Annotated in this window: 19 protein-coding genes and 1 other RNA gene; 13 read left to right on the top strand and 7 right to left on the bottom strand. The window is 44.7% G+C overall.

Going from position 1 to position 15977, the window contains the following annotated elements; genetic code table 11:
* The first annotated feature begins 9 nt into the window (after positions 1 to 9).
* Positions 10 to 756 (top strand): MBL fold metallo-hydrolase, encoded by a 747-nt coding sequence (locus NYE36_RS11090; RefSeq protein ID WP_033574663.1) that lies wholly within the window; start codon positions 10 to 12, stop codon positions 754 to 756.
* Between the two features lie 32 nt (positions 757 to 788).
* On the opposite strand, the gene NYE36_RS11085 is transcribed toward NYE36_RS11090, so the two are convergent.
* Positions 789 to 1760, bottom strand: a complete 972-nt coding sequence (locus NYE36_RS11085; protein WP_104843519.1) for a bile acid:sodium symporter family protein — start codon at positions 1758 to 1760, stop codon at positions 789 to 791.
* 203 nt (positions 1761 to 1963) lie between these two features.
* On the opposite strand from NYE36_RS11085, the gene NYE36_RS11080 reads away from it, so the two are divergent.
* Complete coding sequence (locus NYE36_RS11080) at positions 1964 to 3301, top strand: sodium-dependent transporter (RefSeq protein WP_007407975.1); 1338 nt, start codon at positions 1964 to 1966, stop codon at positions 3299 to 3301.
* A 39-nt stretch (positions 3302 to 3340) separates the two neighbouring features.
* Here the strand turns inward: NYE36_RS11080 and NYE36_RS11075 are convergent, their stop codons facing one another.
* The 3 genes from NYE36_RS11075 to NYE36_RS11065 all read right to left on the bottom strand — a co-directional run bounded on the left by NYE36_RS11075 (position 3341) and on the right by NYE36_RS11065 (position 7649).
* Positions 3341 to 4186, bottom strand: coding sequence for a superoxide dismutase (locus tag NYE36_RS11075; protein ID WP_007407976.1), 846 nt, complete (start codon positions 4184 to 4186; stop codon positions 3341 to 3343).
* Positions 4183 to 6066 carry a prenyltransferase/squalene oxidase repeat-containing protein gene (locus NYE36_RS11070; RefSeq protein ID WP_047935803.1) on the bottom strand — a complete coding sequence of 628 codons (1884 nt, stop codon included), beginning with the start codon at positions 6064 to 6066 and terminating at the stop codon, positions 4183 to 4185. Before NYE36_RS11070 ends, NYE36_RS11075 begins: the two co-directional genes overlap by 4 nt.
* A 95-nt stretch (positions 6067 to 6161) precedes the next feature.
* Complete coding sequence (locus NYE36_RS11065; RefSeq protein ID WP_003153776.1) at positions 6162 to 7649, bottom strand: aldehyde dehydrogenase family protein; 1488 nt, start codon at positions 7647 to 7649, stop codon at positions 6162 to 6164.
* A 183-nt stretch (positions 7650 to 7832) separates the two neighbouring features.
* Between NYE36_RS11065 and NYE36_RS11060 the strand changes: the two genes are divergently transcribed.
* The 3 genes from NYE36_RS11060 to NYE36_RS11050 all read left to right on the top strand — a co-directional run bounded on the left by NYE36_RS11060 (position 7833) and on the right by NYE36_RS11050 (position 8880).
* Complete coding sequence (locus NYE36_RS11060; RefSeq protein ID WP_007407979.1) at positions 7833 to 8036, top strand: DUF6501 family protein; 204 nt, start codon at positions 7833 to 7835, stop codon at positions 8034 to 8036.
* A 65-nt stretch (positions 8037 to 8101) separates the two neighbouring features.
* Complete coding sequence (locus NYE36_RS11055) at positions 8102 to 8242, top strand: DUF4025 domain-containing protein (RefSeq protein WP_003153781.1); 141 nt, start codon at positions 8102 to 8104, stop codon at positions 8240 to 8242.
* A gap of 293 nt (positions 8243 to 8535) precedes the next feature.
* Complete coding sequence (locus tag NYE36_RS11050; protein WP_003153783.1) at positions 8536 to 8880, top strand: PH domain-containing protein; 345 nt, start codon at positions 8536 to 8538, stop codon at positions 8878 to 8880.
* A gap of 44 nt (positions 8881 to 8924) precedes the next feature.
* Here the strand turns inward: NYE36_RS11050 and NYE36_RS11045 are convergent, their stop codons facing one another.
* Together NYE36_RS11045 and NYE36_RS11040 are read right to left on the bottom strand one after the other, a co-directional pair.
* Positions 8925 to 9158: a hypothetical protein gene (locus tag NYE36_RS11045; protein ID WP_003153785.1), complete on the bottom strand. Its 234-nt coding sequence runs from the start codon at positions 9156 to 9158 to the stop codon at positions 8925 to 8927.
* The gene (locus tag NYE36_RS11040; protein ID WP_014418114.1) at positions 9155 to 9427 is read right to left on the bottom strand and encodes a hypothetical protein; all 273 of its coding nucleotides are present in this window, start codon (positions 9425 to 9427) and stop codon (positions 9155 to 9157) included. The genes NYE36_RS11045 and NYE36_RS11040 overlap by 4 nt, the downstream gene beginning before the upstream one ends.
* 70 nt (positions 9428 to 9497) lie before the next feature.
* On the opposite strand from NYE36_RS11040, the gene NYE36_RS11035 reads away from it, so the two are divergent.
* Positions 9498 to 9980: an Hsp20/alpha crystallin family protein gene (locus NYE36_RS11035; RefSeq protein WP_003153787.1), complete on the top strand. Its 483-nt coding sequence runs from the start codon at positions 9498 to 9500 to the stop codon at positions 9978 to 9980.
* Here the strand turns inward: NYE36_RS11035 and NYE36_RS11030 are convergent.
* Entirely contained in the window at positions 9967 to 10200 is a 234-nt protein-coding gene (locus tag NYE36_RS11030; RefSeq protein WP_014418113.1) for a hypothetical protein, read from the bottom strand. The genes NYE36_RS11035 and NYE36_RS11030 overlap by 14 nt on opposite strands.
* A 92-nt stretch (positions 10201 to 10292) precedes the next feature.
* Here NYE36_RS11030 and gerPC point away from each other — a divergent pair, with 92 nt between their 5' ends.
* The 7 genes from gerPC (at position 10293) to NYE36_RS10995 (ending at position 15965) form a co-directional block, all read left to right on the top strand.
* Positions 10293 to 10673, top strand: a complete 381-nt coding sequence (gerPC, locus tag NYE36_RS11025) for a spore germination protein GerPC (RefSeq protein ID WP_144664989.1) — start codon at positions 10293 to 10295, stop codon at positions 10671 to 10673.
* 82 nt (positions 10674 to 10755) lie between these two features.
* The gene (locus tag NYE36_RS11020) at positions 10756 to 11247 is read left to right on the top strand and encodes a TraR/DksA C4-type zinc finger protein (RefSeq protein WP_265451414.1); all 492 of its coding nucleotides are present in this window, start codon (positions 10756 to 10758) and stop codon (positions 11245 to 11247) included.
* Positions 11248 to 11391: 144 nt separating this feature from the next.
* Positions 11392 to 12018: an FMN-dependent NADH-azoreductase gene (locus NYE36_RS11015; RefSeq protein WP_003153791.1), complete on the top strand. Its 627-nt coding sequence runs from the start codon at positions 11392 to 11394 to the stop codon at positions 12016 to 12018.
* Positions 12019 to 12233: 215 nt separating this feature from the next.
* Positions 12234 to 12419, top strand: a non-coding RNA gene (ssrS, locus tag NYE36_RS11010) — 6S RNA.
* Between the two features lie 107 nt (positions 12420 to 12526).
* The gene (gene recQ, locus NYE36_RS11005; protein ID WP_020955932.1) at positions 12527 to 14305 is read left to right on the top strand and encodes a DNA helicase RecQ; all 1779 of its coding nucleotides are present in this window, start codon (positions 12527 to 12529) and stop codon (positions 14303 to 14305) included.
* A 235-nt stretch (positions 14306 to 14540) separates the two neighbouring features.
* Positions 14541 to 15410 carry a 3D domain-containing protein gene (locus NYE36_RS11000; RefSeq protein ID WP_007407985.1) on the top strand — a complete coding sequence of 290 codons (870 nt, stop codon included), beginning with the start codon at positions 14541 to 14543 and terminating at the stop codon, positions 15408 to 15410.
* Positions 15411 to 15572: 162 nt separating this feature from the next.
* Positions 15573 to 15965, top strand: a complete 393-nt coding sequence (locus NYE36_RS10995; protein WP_040238966.1) for a hypothetical protein — start codon at positions 15573 to 15575, stop codon at positions 15963 to 15965.
* The last annotated feature ends 12 nt before the right edge of the window (positions 15966 to 15977 follow it).

Genomic DNA, 15977 nt, shown 5'->3' with positions numbered 1-15977 from the left:
AGAATTTATATGAAAAGCTGTTATCCGCTTGAGATCGAATTTGAATATAATGAAGAATTGCATTCTATCACTCCGGTTCTTCTGCAAGACGAACATGACACGATATTAATAGACTGCGGATATCCCGGTTTTACAAACCATCTTCAACATGCCGCTGCCCGGCATGGAATGTCGCTTCATTCATTGACAAAAATCATTGTAACGCATCACGACATAGACCATATCGGCTCACTCGCTGCATTATACCGTTTACATCCGGATGTCAGCGTGACAGTACATGAGCGTGAATCGCCGTATATTGACGGCTCTAAAAAATCTTTACGGCTTGAGCAGGCTGAATCAGCGTTTTGTTCATTGCCAGAGGATGCAAAGCCTTATGCAAAACAGTTCATCCGCTCGCTTCAATCAGTCGAATCGGCTCCAGTTCACCGGACAGTTACTGACGGCGAGCTGCTGCCCTGGTGCGGAGGCATTCGCGTTGTAGCCACGCCGGGTCATACACCCGGCCATATCAGTCTTTATCTGCCTGCCGAAAAAACTATGGTCACAGGTGATGCGGTCGTCATTGAAGACGGAAAGCTGAACCTTGCTAATCCCGGCTATACGTTACATATGGATGATGCGGTCCGTTCTGTGCGGCGGCTGCTCGATTACGATATCCGCCAATTGATTTGTTATCATGGAGGTTTATTTCAGGGGGATGTAAAAAAAGCGCTTTTGCGTCTGTTTCGTGATCTGCAGAATAAACAAGGATAGGAGCGGCAGCAGCCTATCCTATCCTTGTTCAGTTATGAAAACGGAATCTTTGCCGTTTCTTCAACTTCGGCGCTGTTTTTCTCTTTTTTCTTAGACCAGTAGGTGGCAAGAACAGACCCCGACAGATTGTGCCATATGCTGAAAATTGCGCTCGGCACGGCTGACAAAGGGGAGAAATGCGCTGTCGCAAGCGCTGCGCCCAGTCCGGAGTTTTGCATTCCGACTTCGATCGCAATCGCTTTTTGTGAAGCATAATCCATTTTGAACAGCTTTGCAGTCAGGAATCCTAACAAATATCCGATTCCGTTATGTAAGATGACGACAGACACAATCAGCAGTCCTGATTGAAGCAGATGCTCACGATTTACGCTGACGACAGAGGATACAATCGCTACGATGCCGATTACCGACACGAGAGGAAGCGCGTGCACGGCTTGTCCGACCTGTTTTTTGAAGAACAGCTTCACAATCACCCCGAGGACGATCGGCAAAAGCACGGCTTGCATAATGGAAACAAACAGTGAGCCGAAAGAAACGGGGAGCCACTCTTTCGCAAACAGCATAATAAGTGCCGGCGTTACAATAGGAGCAAGCAATGTTGAGATCGTGGTGACCGCAACAGAAAGCGCCGTATTGCCTTTCGCCAAAAACGTCATGACGTTTGATGCCGTACCGCCCGGACAGCATCCGACCAGAATGACGCCCGCGGCGATTTCTGCGGGGAGGCGGAGCCCGATTGATAAACAGAAAGCCGTAAGCGGCATAATCGTAAACTGGGCAGCGACTCCGATCACGACATGCCAAGGCTTTCTGATTAATTCTTTAAAATCGTCTGCTTGAAGAGTAAGCCCCATCCCAAACATAATAATACCAAGGAAAATCGTCATATAAGAACTGATCCAAGAAAACAAATCAGGGCAGGCGAATCCTAAACCGGCAAAGACGATAACCCACAAGCCAAAGGTTTGGCCCGCAAACCTGCTTATTTTTTTCAGCCATTCCATAAACACAGCTCCTTTTACATTCAATCAATCAGTCAGAAAATATGACTGACTTTTCTGTATTCCATTATAAATAATTTTCTGAATAATTCAATATTAAATATAAGTTTTCAATAAAATTATTATGTAAACTAACATCTTCTTGACTATTCAGACATATATTCTTACAATTGATTTTTATACTGAAATGAATTGGGAGTGCTGAAGTGAAAGAAGCTAATCAATGGTCATCTAAGCTGGGATTTATTTTAGCTACGGCCGGCTCTGCAATCGGGCTCGGCGCAATATGGAAGTTCCCTTACGTAGCGGGAACCAGCGGAGGCGGCGCTTTTCTGCTTGTTTTTATTTTATTTACTGTTTTAATCGGACTGCCGCTTTTGCTTGCTGAATTTATTATCGGCAGAAAAACACAAAAAAACGCCGTTGAATCCTATAAGGCGCTCGCGCCGGGGAAAAAGTGGCACTGGATCGGATATCTCGGAATCATTACGTGTTTTATTCTATTATCCTTCTACAGCGTAGTGGGGGGATGGATATTAATCTACATTATAAAAGGCTTTACAGGCGGCTTATCGCTTTCTTCGGGATTTGATACGTTATTTATCGATACCATTTCAAATCCTTATGCAGCCGTTTTCGGCCAGCTGCTGTTTATCGTGCTGACGATTTTAGTTGTGGCAAAAGGGGTGAGCAGCGGAATCGAAAAGGTAAGCCAGGTGCTGATGCCGGCTCTGTTTATTCTGTTTATTCTCTTAATGATCCGCTCCGTTACGCTGCATGATGCAGCAAAAGGATTAAAATTCTTTTTTATGCCTGATTTTGGCGCGATGGATGCCAATACCATTTTATATGCGATGGGACAATCATTTTTCTCGTTAAGCGTCGGAGTGTCCGTAATGGTTACATACAGCGCATATTTAGAAAAAGAAGAAAATATTGTTCAATCCGCCGTATCGGTGACGGTATTAAATGTCCTTGTTGCTGTGATGGCGGGAGTGGCGATTTTTCCGGCGGTGTTTGCATTCGGCCTCAAGCCGGATCAAGGCCCGCAGCTTTTATTTAACGTGCTGCCGACCGTCTTTAACCAAATGCCGTTGGGCATCGTGTTTTTACTCGCCTTTTTGCTGCTGTTTTTATTTGCGACGCTGACATCGGCTTTTTCAATGCTTGAAATTTTAGTTGCTGTTTTGTCAAAAGGCGATTCGGCAAAACGGAAGCGGTATGCATGGATCGGGGGACTTGCTATATTTATTGTCGGGGTCCCTTCGGCGCTGTCGTACGGAATTTTGAGTGATGTTTCTATTTTTCACCGCAGTATTTTTGACGCTGCGGATTTTCTGGTCAGCAATGTCTTAATGCCGCTGGGCGCGCTTTTAATTGCCGTTTTCGTACCGCTGAAAATCCCGAAACAGATGCTGTTTGACGAACTGAAAAGCGGTTCCGGTATAAAACGAAAATGGTTTGCAGTCTGGCTCCTATTAATCCGTTATGTAGCTCCTGTAGCCATTATTATCGTTTTTCTGCACGTGCTTGGTATTTTTTAAACCAAAAGAAGCAGGCCCCCGTTCAAGACGGGGGCCTTTTTAATAAAGCGGCCATATCACGCGGTGCGCTTGCTCGAACCGTTTCTCCGCCTCCCGCCAATCAACGACATTCCACCATTGATCCACGTAAGCCGCTCGGTCGTTTTTATATTGTAAGTAATAAGCGTGTTCCCACACATCCAGCGGAAGCAAAGGAATGACGTCCCACTGGCTGTAGAGCTGATGCTTCTCAGCGGCCAAAATCTCCAGCCGCCCGGCGCGCGGCGCCCAGACTAGGATAGCCCAGCCGACTCCTTCGACTTTTTTCGCCGCTTGAGAAAATTGCTCTTTAAAAGCGGAGTAGCTTCCGAATGACACATCAATCATTTGAAAGAGTGCACCCGTCGGCCGTCTTTTTCCGTTTGGATTCATCGAAAACCAGAAAATACTGTGCAAATAATGGCCCGCGCCGTGAAACGCCAATTGCCGCCCCCAATGTGCCACTAAGTCGTACTGTTTCGTCTGTCTCGCTTTTTTGAGCTCCAGTTCTGCTTTATTCAGACCGTCAACATAGCTCTGATGGTGTTTGGTATGGTGGAGTTTCATAATCTCTCTTGAAATATACGGTTCCAGTGCGGAATAACTGTAAGGCAGTTTAGGGAGGACATGCTTGCCGATCGGCACATAAGCTCTGCGCTCATCCGGCTCTTCGGGTTCAGTAATGTCCCGGTAAAGTGCTGATGCCTGTTCGTACCATTCGGCCTCCGTTAATCCATCATCCTGAAGGGTGTGAAAAATCCGGTCGATTTGTGCCGCGAAGCGATCGAACCGACCTTGCTGAATAACTTGTTCCTTCAAGGTTTCACACCAATTCAGCATCTCGGTTTGATAAGCGTGCCGTTTCATTTTTCTTCCTCCTTTTCACTCATTTTCATAAAAGTGCTGAGCGCAAGCAAAGAAAACACATACGGGTAGCTGTGATACCTGATGTAAAACTGCTTCGGCAGGCCGATTCCGGTCGGATAGCTGAAAGCGGCTCCTTCGTAATGCCGGTTTTCAATAAGAAAAGATATGCCTTTTGTGACGGCTTGATGATGAGTTTTTTCGTATTGCAGCAAAGCTTCGGCCGCCCAAGCCGTCTGTACAAGCGTCCCGTAAGAAAGCGGAACATAGGTTTTCTCTTCTGCACTTATACAGGATTCCCCCCAGCTTCCGTCCTCGTTTTGAATGGACTTCAGCCAGCGGATCGCTTTTTTCACGGCCGGGTGGTTTTGGCTCACGCCGCAAGCCTTCATCCCTGTCAGCGCCGCCCATGTGCCGTAAATATAGCAGACACCCCACCTGCCGTACCACGATCCGTCCTCTTCTTGATGGCGGATCAGCCATTGGACGGCCTTTTCAATCTGAGGGTGATCAGAAGAAAGCCCCGCTTCTCCTAAACAGTGCAGCACCCGCCCGGTTAAGTCGCTTGTTGAGGGATCGATGGCAGCTTCCTCAGCCGATTCCAGCGGTAGCAGGCGGACCAGCGGATGATTGACATTTTTCTCAAAAGCAGAGAAGCCGCCGTCACTGTTTTGCATGGACAAAAGCCAGCTCAGTCCGCGTTCCCATGAGGCGGGATAAAGTTTTCGCGGAATGGCTTTGAGCACTGCGGCTGTGTCATCACAATCAGGATTATTTGTATTGATGTTTGAAAAACCCCATCCTCCCGGTTCAGCATGCGGGTTGTGAACGGCCCAATCAGCGACTTTCGTCTGCTGCCGTTCACGCAGAAACCGGGCGGCGCTGGTTATCATCTGATCGTTATCTGAGATCCCGCTTTTCATAAGCGCATAGTTGAGAAGCGCCGTATCCCAAACGGTCGACGTTGAATTTTCCAGGTACGGTATATCGCCGCAAGACGTGAGCAAAGCTTTCGTGCCGGCAAGTGCTTTTCTGATAACGGGGGAGTGGCGCGATACACCGAGAGCGAGCAGGCCGTACACCATAAAAATAGTGGCGCTCGCATAGCTGTATAATGTGCCGTCTTCTTCAATCCGGTCAAGCATATACGTTTTGGCCGTACGCAGACCGAGCTGGTGAAAAGCGGCAGGAATCTGCAAAAGCCGCTTCCAGTGCGCGAAAAGAGAAGAGAGGTCTCTGTTCTCATCCTGATCGGAACGAAGCCATGTAAACGGATTTTTAGTCATATGCCGATCTAAATGCGCGAGAGACGGAACGTTGGGATTTTTCAGCGAAAATCTTTTGTTAAGCGTCACGGCCATCGGTACAAAATGAATACGGGCGTATGTACTGAACTGGTAAAAATGCAGCGGGAAGGATGGGGGAATGACTAAGAAAGATAATGGCAGATGCAGCGCGGGCCATGGATAAAGGCCGTTTGCCGCAAGCATCCACTTTGTCATGAAGTGTACGTTGCGCAAGCCGCCATTTGAGATGATAAAGCGTTCGGCCTGAATCATATGCGCCTCAGAACGGCTATATAAACCGGAAGCCAGCAAGCCGGCATAGCCCTGTACAGTGGCGGTCACATTTCCTTTCCGGTCATCAGGATAGTTGGCAAAAGTTCCGTCCGGGCGCTGTTTAGCGCGAATGCCTTCTGCAAGCTCAGCGATCAGTTCTTTATCATTGTCTCCAAGAGAAGTGAGGAGGAGGATCAGAAAGGCGTTTGTCAAAATCGGTCCTTCAAAACAAAATGACCATGAGCCGTCCGCATTTTGCGTTTCTCTTAATAGGGAGATGGTTTTCTTTTGGCGGCTTCTGACGTTTTCATGAATTGTGCTCACACTCGCTCAACTCCTTCAGAAGCATATATATTCATATGTAAAAGGCGGCATGACAAAAGAAAGAAACTGCTGACAGGCAGCAGTTTCTTGTTTGATTAATCTTCCAGATTGATCCAGACGCTTTTCACTTCTGTATAATTATTCAGCGCGTAAGAGCCCATTTCCCGCCCGAGGCCGGATTGCTTATAGCCGCCGAAAGGAGATGCCGCATCGAAAACATTGTAGCAGTTGACCCAAACGGTGCCGGCTTGGAGACGGTCAGCAATGTAATGGGCGTTTTTCACATTCTCAGTCCAAAGTCCGGCTGCAAGGCCGTATTCCGAGCGGTTCGCCCGCTCAATGACTTCATCTACCGTATCATACGGAATGGCGGCTAAAACAGGGCCGAAAATTTCTTCTTTTGCGATGGTCATGCTGTCATCCACATCCGCAAATACAGTCGGGGAGACAAAATACCCTTCTTCAAACGGGCAGCTGCCGCCCGCGACAGCTTTGGCTCCTTCCGCTTTTCCTTTTTCAATATATGAAAGCACGCGCTCATGCTGTTCCTGACTGACGAGCGGGCCGATTTGTGTATCTTGGTGAAGGCCGGCGCCTTGCTGAAGCGATTTCGCATATGAAACCATTTCGCTGACGACCTCATCATATTTGTCTTTGTGAATGAAGACACGGGAGCCTGCGCAGCATACCTGCCCCTGATTAAACATGACCCCGTTTAAAGCGCCGGGAATGGCTTTCTTCAAATTGGCGTCAGGCAAAATGATGTTAGGTGACTTTCCGCCAAGCTCCAGTGTCACGCGTTTAATTTTTTTTGCGGCTTTTTCCATGATTTTTTTGCCGATTTCTGTAGAGCCGGTAAAAGCGAGTTTATCGACATCGTCATGGTTGGTCAGCGCTTCCCCGGCCGTCTCGCCGAACCCTGGGACAATATTGATGACGCCGTCAGGGAAGCCCGCCTGATCTATTAATTCCGCTAAATAGAGGGCGGTCAGCGGTGTCTGTTCCGCCGGTTTCAAAACGATTGTGCAGCCTGTGGCAAGGGCGGCGCCCATTTTCCACATCGCCATAAGGAGCGGGAAGTTCCAAGGGATGATCTGCCCCACGACGCCGACAGGCTCATGGCGGGTGTAATTAAAATATGAACCGGCGACCGGAATCGTTTGTCCGGTTATCTTTGTAGACCATCCGGCATAATAACGCATATGCTCAATTGCAAGCGGGATATCCCCATTCGTCGTTTCATTAATCGGTTTTCCGTTATCAAGTGTTTCAAGCTGCGCGAGTTCCGTTTTGTGCTCTTCCATTAAATCGGCAAGCTTATACATCAGCCTGCTTCTGGAAGCGGCCGGCATAGTGCGCCATTCGCCGTGATCAAAGGCTTTGCGTGCCGCTTTCACTGCACTGTCAATGTCTTCTGTCTGTGCCTCGTAAAGCGTCATCAGCGTTTCTCCGGTTGCCGGATTCGGTGTGACAAATGTTGATCCTGAAGCGCTCGGAACAAATTTTCCGTCAATATAAAGTTTCTTCGTGCCCTGTAAAAATGTTTCCAGCCTTTTTGTGATCTGCATCGTTAAAGAACTCATTCGTAACAAACCTCCCGAAATTTTTTTATGGTCTGTTTTGAGCATCTTGATGTCCGCGCAAAGTAAGCGCATACAGTCATTCTATAATAACAGCCCCGGTAAAATCAATTGATAACCGTTATTGCAATTCACAAGAAAAAACGGCTACAATAAGCTTATCGATTAAGAAAAGGAGTTTTATAAATGATTCATAATAATTGGCAGACAAAAGAAAGCGTCAAAAAGGTCAAATGCGTACATACAGATGCGAAAAAATACATTGTCAAAAATGTGCTGACGCCGGGTAAAGAGTATGAAGTCAAAAATGAAACAGAAGAATTCATTTTTGTTGTAGATAATACAAACAAAGTCGGAGGCTTCTACAAAGAGTATTTTGAAGAAGTTTAAAGCTGAATGAATTTATTTTGCCTGAGCCATACTAAAAAAGACTACATATAAAGGGTGGCTGCAAAATGAAAAAAACAGAGCAAGACAAACAAAATAAAACATCAGATCAGCTTCAGCAAGTGCAACCTGAAGAAGGCACCGACACGACGATGGAACAAATTTCAGATACCTATAAAGAAGGAACAATTGAAGATACGGATCGTTGATGTTTTGTTGAAACCGCGGCATTGGAGAAGCCGCGGTTTTTTATGGCGGAAATAAAAAACTGACTTTTCGAAAAAAACACCGTTTTCTTGAAACCTTTTCTTTCGCTGAACCGTACTACTTCATAACAGCGGCACCTTTCGCGAAGGGCTTTTTTGATGAACGTTCTAAAAATGTAATCTGTTCGTAATGGTTTAAATGCCGTCTATGTCGTATTCTTATATAGGGATAAAGAACTTATTTTTTTATGATTGTAATAAAACAATAGTATAGAAGCAGAAAGTGGGGTTCTTCATTGGGAATTTTTTCTGTCAGCAGATCAACCGACACAAAAAAGCTGGAGGCTTTGCTCGTTGAGGGAGAACGGATCGAAACGATTTATAAACTGCGGGTTGACCAAATATGCTTTACGAATAAACGAGTGATTTTCTTTGATAATAAAATGTTCTCCAAAAAGAAAGTGCGCGTATTTCTTCCATATAAAACAATTGAAAGCTTCGCCATTCAAGAAGCGGGGATGTTTGATCCAGATACCGGGCTTGTATTAATGACAAGGGGAAAAACTTTCGAATTGGAATTTGCAAAAGAAACGGACTTGACTGAGGTTCAAGCCATCTTAACAAAATACTTATGCAGTTAAATATCACATAAAAGCCATCCGAATGCATGCGGATGGCCTTTTTATTATATAATGCTTGTTTTTCCGGAGTTCGAATCAATGAGATCCGGATCAGCAATAGAACTGATGGGGATATAAATCGGCGCCAAATCACCATTTTCTTCACCGAATCCGTAGTTGATCTTATTGGATAAAAAATAATCGATTTGCTGATACGGGCCGATCGTAATGGAAGAACCGCGGTCGACTGCATTTACTTTAAAGCCTCCTACATTTACCAAAACCGGCGAAAACATCATAATGGGCCTCCTTTTCCGGCAGGGATTTTATCGCATGCAGACTCAAAGGCAGATGGAGAATCAATTTGATCCCGGTCATCCACTTTGCCGTTCGTGCCGATGAAGCCGCTTGCATCTCCGAAGTTCTGTCCGTATCCCTGATTCTTTTTATCAGAATTCTGCCATTCCGCCAGTAAATTTTGTCCGACATTCACCGCTGAAGCATTTTCAAAGGAATTAATTTTCAACATGAAAATATTAATATTGATATATGGAGTTGGTTGAACCACAGGCAAACCTCCTTTAATACAGGTGTATGCCGGCTGTTATGACCGTATGCTTAGACAGGGGGCGATAAAAATGGATTTCGATAAGATGAAGCAATGGATGGAAATGGCGCAAAACATGTCCGGCGGCGACTTTTGGAAAAACGTTTTTGATGATGAACAACTGAAATCATTTCAAAACGGCCATTCTCATTTTCCCTTTCAACAGGGAGATGGGCAAATGAGAAGAAATGAGGATGCTTTTCCTCTTATAGATATTGTGGAAACCCATGATGAGCTCCAATTTTTACTGTATCTGCCCGGCTACCGGAAACAAGATGTTCAGCTGCTGTCCTACGGAGAATATATCGTCGTAAAAGGCACGAGAAAATCCTTTTTTAATGAACAGGATTTTAAACAGAAGACCGGAAAATACGGCGATTTTGAAAAAAAACTCGACCTTCCGCATTCCGCTCAGGGAACAAAGGGAATGCAGGCGGTATTCAAAGACGGGATTTTATATATATCGATTGCTAAACATCTGGGGGATGCAAGCCAGATCATTATCGAAGGCTGATCTTGTTTGCTGTGCCATCTATCAGATCTGAATCATCGATACTCATGATAGGGATGACGACAACGGTGCAATCACCGTTTTGTTCACCGTACCCTTCATTTCTTTTATTGGCTGCTGTGTTTCTCACCATAACGGAAGAGCCGGTGTTAAAAGCTGCTCCGCCGCTGATTCCGTTCATTTTTATATACTCAAAATTGATAACGGATGGAAAAAACATCATGATTCGCCTCCTTTTTGTATATCATGTTTATATATTCGCAATGCGGGACGCATAGAACTTTCCAAGAGTGACGGGGAAAGAAGTGATTTTCTTTGAAAAAAATAATGAAAGAGATTTTCAAAAAAGTGTGTGAAGAAGAATTAGACCGGCTTAAGAAAGTGGAACAACAGCTTGATGAGCTTCAGGATAAGTGTCATTTTGATCCGCAGACGGTGGAAGGAGAAAAAACATATGTCCATATTGAGCACGTCAAAGTGGACAAGGTTGAATACAATATTGAATTTGAAAAGCTGAGTATAGAAGAGCTGAGCGGTATGCTGAATATCGGCGCCACTTACCATACACCGGCGCACAGGCTCAAACAAGCCTGCGCTGAAGAATTTCGGGACAACCGGCAAAATGATCCTGCGAAAGAAAAAAGACAGACAAAGCAGCAGACACCCAATGTCACCATCAGGGGGAGAAAGCATTGACCCCGTTGTTTCAGCCTCCTTTTTCGAGGGTATGTATTAACAGATGCAGCGAAGAATACAGACGAAAAAGGAGATGATGAATATGTCATTATCAAAAGAACAGCAGGACAGCCTTTATCATAAATTAATCGATTTAAAGGAAAGTCTTCAGGGAGAATCAAAAGAAAATCATTCAATGAGCGAAGACACAGGAGAACTGTCGAACGGAGTAGATAATCACTTAGCTGATCACGGAAGCATTTATTTGGACAGGGTCACGAATCAGACGCTGGACGGTGTCGATCAGAATCTTTTAGATGAGGTGAACGCCGCGCTTGAACGAATGGATAAAGGAACATACGGGATTTGCGAGAAAACGGGAAAAGAAATTCCTTATGAAAGACTTAAAGCCGTACCGTACGCCAGAATGACCGTCGAAGCGCAGCGAGAAACAGAAGGGGAAGTGAAAACAGACGCTCCGTCATATGAAAGGGAATTTCACGAGCAGGTGAAAGACCTCTCAAATAAAGAAACCGTTGATCAAAAAAGCTCACAAACATACGAAATCCTGGATCGTGAGCAGGATTCACAATAATAGCAGCAGGTACATTCATATGTACCTGTTTTTTTATTCCATAAAAAATCTCAAAATCGAAATAAAATCATTGACTTTATATAAAAAAGAAAGTAACATACTATTTGTAAGTAAATATTAAAAGATTACCGGGAGGAATTTAGAATGTCTCAAGTATTATTTGTAAAATCAAGTGATCGTACGGCTGAAGAAGGCGTATCCGTAAAATTATACGAAGCGTTTCTGGCTGCTTATAAAGAAAACAATCCGAATGATGAAGTGATCGAACTTGATCTTCATAAAGAAAACCTTCCTTACCTCGGAAGAGATATGATTAACGGAACATTTAAAGCTTCAAAAGGAATTGAAATGACAGACGAAGAGAAAAAACAAGCGTCAACTGCTGACATTTACTTAAATCAATTTGTCAAAGCTGACAAAGTCGTGTTTGCATTCCCGCTTTGGAACTTCACAGTGCCTGCTGTGCTTCATACTTATGTTGATTACCTGTCTCGTGCAGGAGTTACTTTCACATACACGCCTGAAGGCCCTAAAGGTCTGATGGGAGATAAAAAAGTAGCGCTCTTAAACGCACGCGGCGGCGTATATTCTGAAGGACCGATGGCATCTCTTGAAATGTCATTAAACTTCATGAAAACCGTTCTCGGTTTCTGGGGTGTCCAAGATCTTCACACTGTTGTCGTTGAAGGCCATAATGCTGCACCGGATAACGCTCAAGCGATCATTGAAAAAGGACTGCAAGAAGCGAAAGATCTGGCTGCAAAATTCTAATTTTCATTAACTCTTGCGCCCCTACAGGGTGTGAGAGTTTTTTCTATTATAGAAGAAACTGGCGGAAGCTTTCGATCTGATCTTATATTGATATATTGATATCTTGTCGAAAAAACAATTTTTATGTAGAATAAAGCATTTTTCACAAAGAAAAAAGGTTTTCTGTAAAAGAATTAACCCTCTTGCCAAAATACGACTGATGGTGTAGGATATAAGAGAAGCTACATTGTTCGTATTGTTAATTAAGTTTTAACCTTTAAGCTGTAATAGGGAGTTTTATATCGAAGCCGGAATGTCATGCCTCCATTGCAGAGGACGACAGGAACGCTTCTGCAAACACCCACTTTGAGGAGTGGTGGTTTAAAACTTTCTTACTTGCGTACGGCATACGTAGCGAAAGCCATTTCCCTTGCGGAGATGGCTTTTTATTTTGAATTGCCCTTGAGCAGCGTACTTTATCAGTATGATAAAATAAAAGAATCAAAGACAAAGTGAGGTTTTACAACATATGCTGGAGAAAGCCCAATCCCTTCTGGCGCATTATTTTGGCTACGACAGTCTTCGCGCGGGCCAAAAGCAGGCGATACAATCAGTTGCAGAGGAAAGAAAAAACACGGTCTGCATTATGCCGACAGGGGGCGGAAAATCAATCTGCTATCAGATTCCCGCACTGCTGTTTGAAGGAACCACAATCGTTATTTCCCCTCTTATTTCCTTAATGAAAGATCAAGTCGACGCGCTTGAAGAAGCGGGTATCGCGGCAGCTTATATTAACAGTACCCAGACAAGCCGTGACATTCATGAGCGCCTGACCGGTTTGAAGCAAGGGGCTTACCGGCTCTTTTACATCACACCGGAGCGTTTGACTTCTTCTGAATTCATTCACATCCTGCAGAATATTACGGTTCCTCTTGTCGCCATTGACGAAGCTCACTGTATATCGCAATGGGGACATGATTTCAGGCCGAGTTACCGGAATATCGAAATCCTTTTTAATGAACTAAAAGAACCGCCCGTCATCATCGCATTAACGGCGACGGCTACGCCTGAGGTTCATGATGACATCTGCAAACAGCTTCATATTAAGAAAGAACAAACTGTATATACCGGTTTTGCCAGAGAGAATTTAACGTTTAAAGTAGTAAAGGGCGAAAACAAAGACCGGTTTATCGAGCGGTATCTGGAAAAAAATAAACACGAAGCCGGCATTATATATACAGCGACAAGAAAAGAAACCGACCGTTTATATGAGAAATTAAAACGCAGCGGCATCAATGCCGGCCGTTATCACGGCGGATTGGCGGATGATGACAGAAAAGACCAGCAGGAGCGGTTTCTTAACGATCAGATACAAGTGATGGTAGCTACGTCCGCTTTCGGAATGGGAATCGATAAGAGCAACATCAGGTTCGTTTTACACGCGCAGATTCCGAAAGATATGGAGAGCTATTACCAGGAAGCCGGACGGGCCGGGCGCGACGGTCTTAACAGCGAGTGTGTGCTCTTGTTTTCGCCGCAGGATATTATGGTGCAGCGTTTTTTAATAGACCAATCGGCCGCCGGAGAAGAAAAACAAAAGCAGGATCTCAAAAAACTGAGACAGATGGTGGATTACTGTCATACGGAAGATTGCCTGCAGCGGTTTATTCTGAAGTATTTCGGCGAGAATGAGGCGGAAGCTTGCGGAGCATGCGGCAATTGCACTGATACAAGGACCGCCCATGACGTCACAAAAGAAGCGCAGATGGTATTGTCATGCATCATCAGAATGAATGAGCGCTTCGGAAAAACGATGGTGGCGCAGGTGCTTAGCGGGTCAAAAAATAAAAAAGTGCTGGAAAACGGCTTCAGCAGCCTGTCCACTTACGGCATTATGAAGCATCAATCCGCAGCGGAAATCAGTGATTTTATCGAATTCCTTATTTCAGATGAATATATCAGAATGGCGGACGGCACATTTCCGACGCTTATGGTCACCCAAAAAGGCAGGGACGTTCTGCTTGGAAAAAGCGCAGTCTCGAGAAAAGAAGCCTTACAGGCCGCCGCCGTTACCGAGAATGATGAATTATTTGAGCTTCTCCGGCGTCTCCGCAAAGAAATTGCAGCTGAACAGGGTGTGCCTCCATTTGTCGTGTTCTCAGATCAGACGTTAAAAGAAATGTCGGCGAAACTTCCGAAAACGGATCAGGATCTTCTTTCCGTAAAAGGGGTCGGGGAACAAAAAAGATTGAAATACGGAGCGGTTTTTTTAGAAGAAATCCGAAATTATGTAAGAGAAACAGAGTGAAAAAAAGTTTTTTTAGAAATTTGCACATTGTGTTTTTCATTGGCGCCGGAAAAATCAGAAGCTTGAAAACCCTTGCTGTATCAAGGTTTCAGCAAGACTTACCAAGCGAGAGAAATGTTTCATGTAAAGGAACTGTAATCTAATTCAAATCGTTTTGTTATTGAACTGACATTTTCATATGTTACGATATCACCTGTTAGCCGCCAATAAAAAGCTAACAAGGGAGGATTTACTTATGAAGAAGACGATTATGTCCTTTGTCGCAGTTGCAGCAATTTCAACAACTGCATTTGGAGCTCACGCTTCTGCTAAAGAAATCACGGTGCAAAAGGGTGACACGCTCTGGGGGATCTCGCAAAAAAACGGAGTGAACCTAAAGGACTTAAAAGAATGGAATCAGTTATCTTCTGATTTAATCATTGAAGGAGAGAAACTGACTATTTCTTCAGTAGAAACAACCACATCTGGGCAGTACACAGTGAAGCAGGGCGACAGCCTCTGGAAAATTGCTCAGAAATTCGGAACATCAGTCGGCAATCTGAAAAGCTTGAATAACTTGCAATCAGATATAATTTACGCAGGCACAACGTTAAATGTGAAAGGTCAGGCTCAGGCTGCACAGCCGGCTCAAGAAGCCAGCCAGCCGCAAACTGAACAAAAACCAGCTGCCGAGACAGAACAGCCGAAACAAGAAGCTGTCAAAAACGAGCAGCCTAAACAAGAACCTGTTCAAGAACAACAACCTAAACAAGAAGCGAAGGCTGTCGAAGCAAAACAGCAGCCTGTTCAATCAAATACAAACCAACAAGAGCCTAAAAAGCAGCTGACAATGACTGCAACTGCTTACTCTGCTAACGACGGCGGCATTTCCGGTGTAACGGCAACCGGTGTTGACTTAAACAAAAACCCTGATGCAAAAGTCATCGCGGTAGACCCTAGTGTCATTCCGCTTGGCTCTAAGGTTTATGTTGAAGGTTACGGAGTGGCAACAGCAGCAGATACAGGCGGCGCAATTAAAGGAAATAAAATTGACGTATTTGTTGCAAAGAAAAGTGACGCTAACAACTGGGGCGTCAGAACAGTAAATGTTAAAGTATTAGACTAGTTTCATATAGAGATGAAGAACACAAGGCGAAATGCTTTGTGTTCTTTTTTTCTTCCCTTTTTTGACTGTATATAATCGTTATATGCGGAAAAAGAAAAAGCGTTTCTCTAATATAATAAGGAATGGATGTGAAAACGGAATCTGAAGGGATGTATGAATCTGATGGAGCCGGAATTTATATGTTTATGGAATGCCTTCACAGAATCACCGGTGTTTCAAGCAGGTATATGCACCGCTTTCGCCATTGTGCTCGTTATCGGACTGTCTATGCCTGCTGTCAGGCTGTTTCAGGCGCTTGACAGAGGGAGAGGAAGGATAGCCGTTATTGAAAAGGTGAGACGTACTGGCGTGATGAAGAATGGCAGGCACGAGCTTGTGCTTATTTTAAACGTAAAAAACCAAGACGGAACGCATGATAAACGTGAACTGACACATGCCGTATATAATGAAGAGATCAGCCGTTTTTATGAAGGAGCTTCCGTATGGGTGACGGCAGCGGCCGGCGGACGAATTATGATCGCTCCGCGCACGCCGCGGCATAAGGCGTCAAAATAAAAAGACGGGGCG

This window comes from Bacillus sp. FSL R5-0593, assembly GCF_038603755.1.
GTDB lineage: Bacteria > Bacillota > Bacilli > Bacillales > Bacillaceae > Bacillus > Bacillus velezensis.
This window is presented reverse-complemented; position numbering and strand designations above follow the sequence as displayed.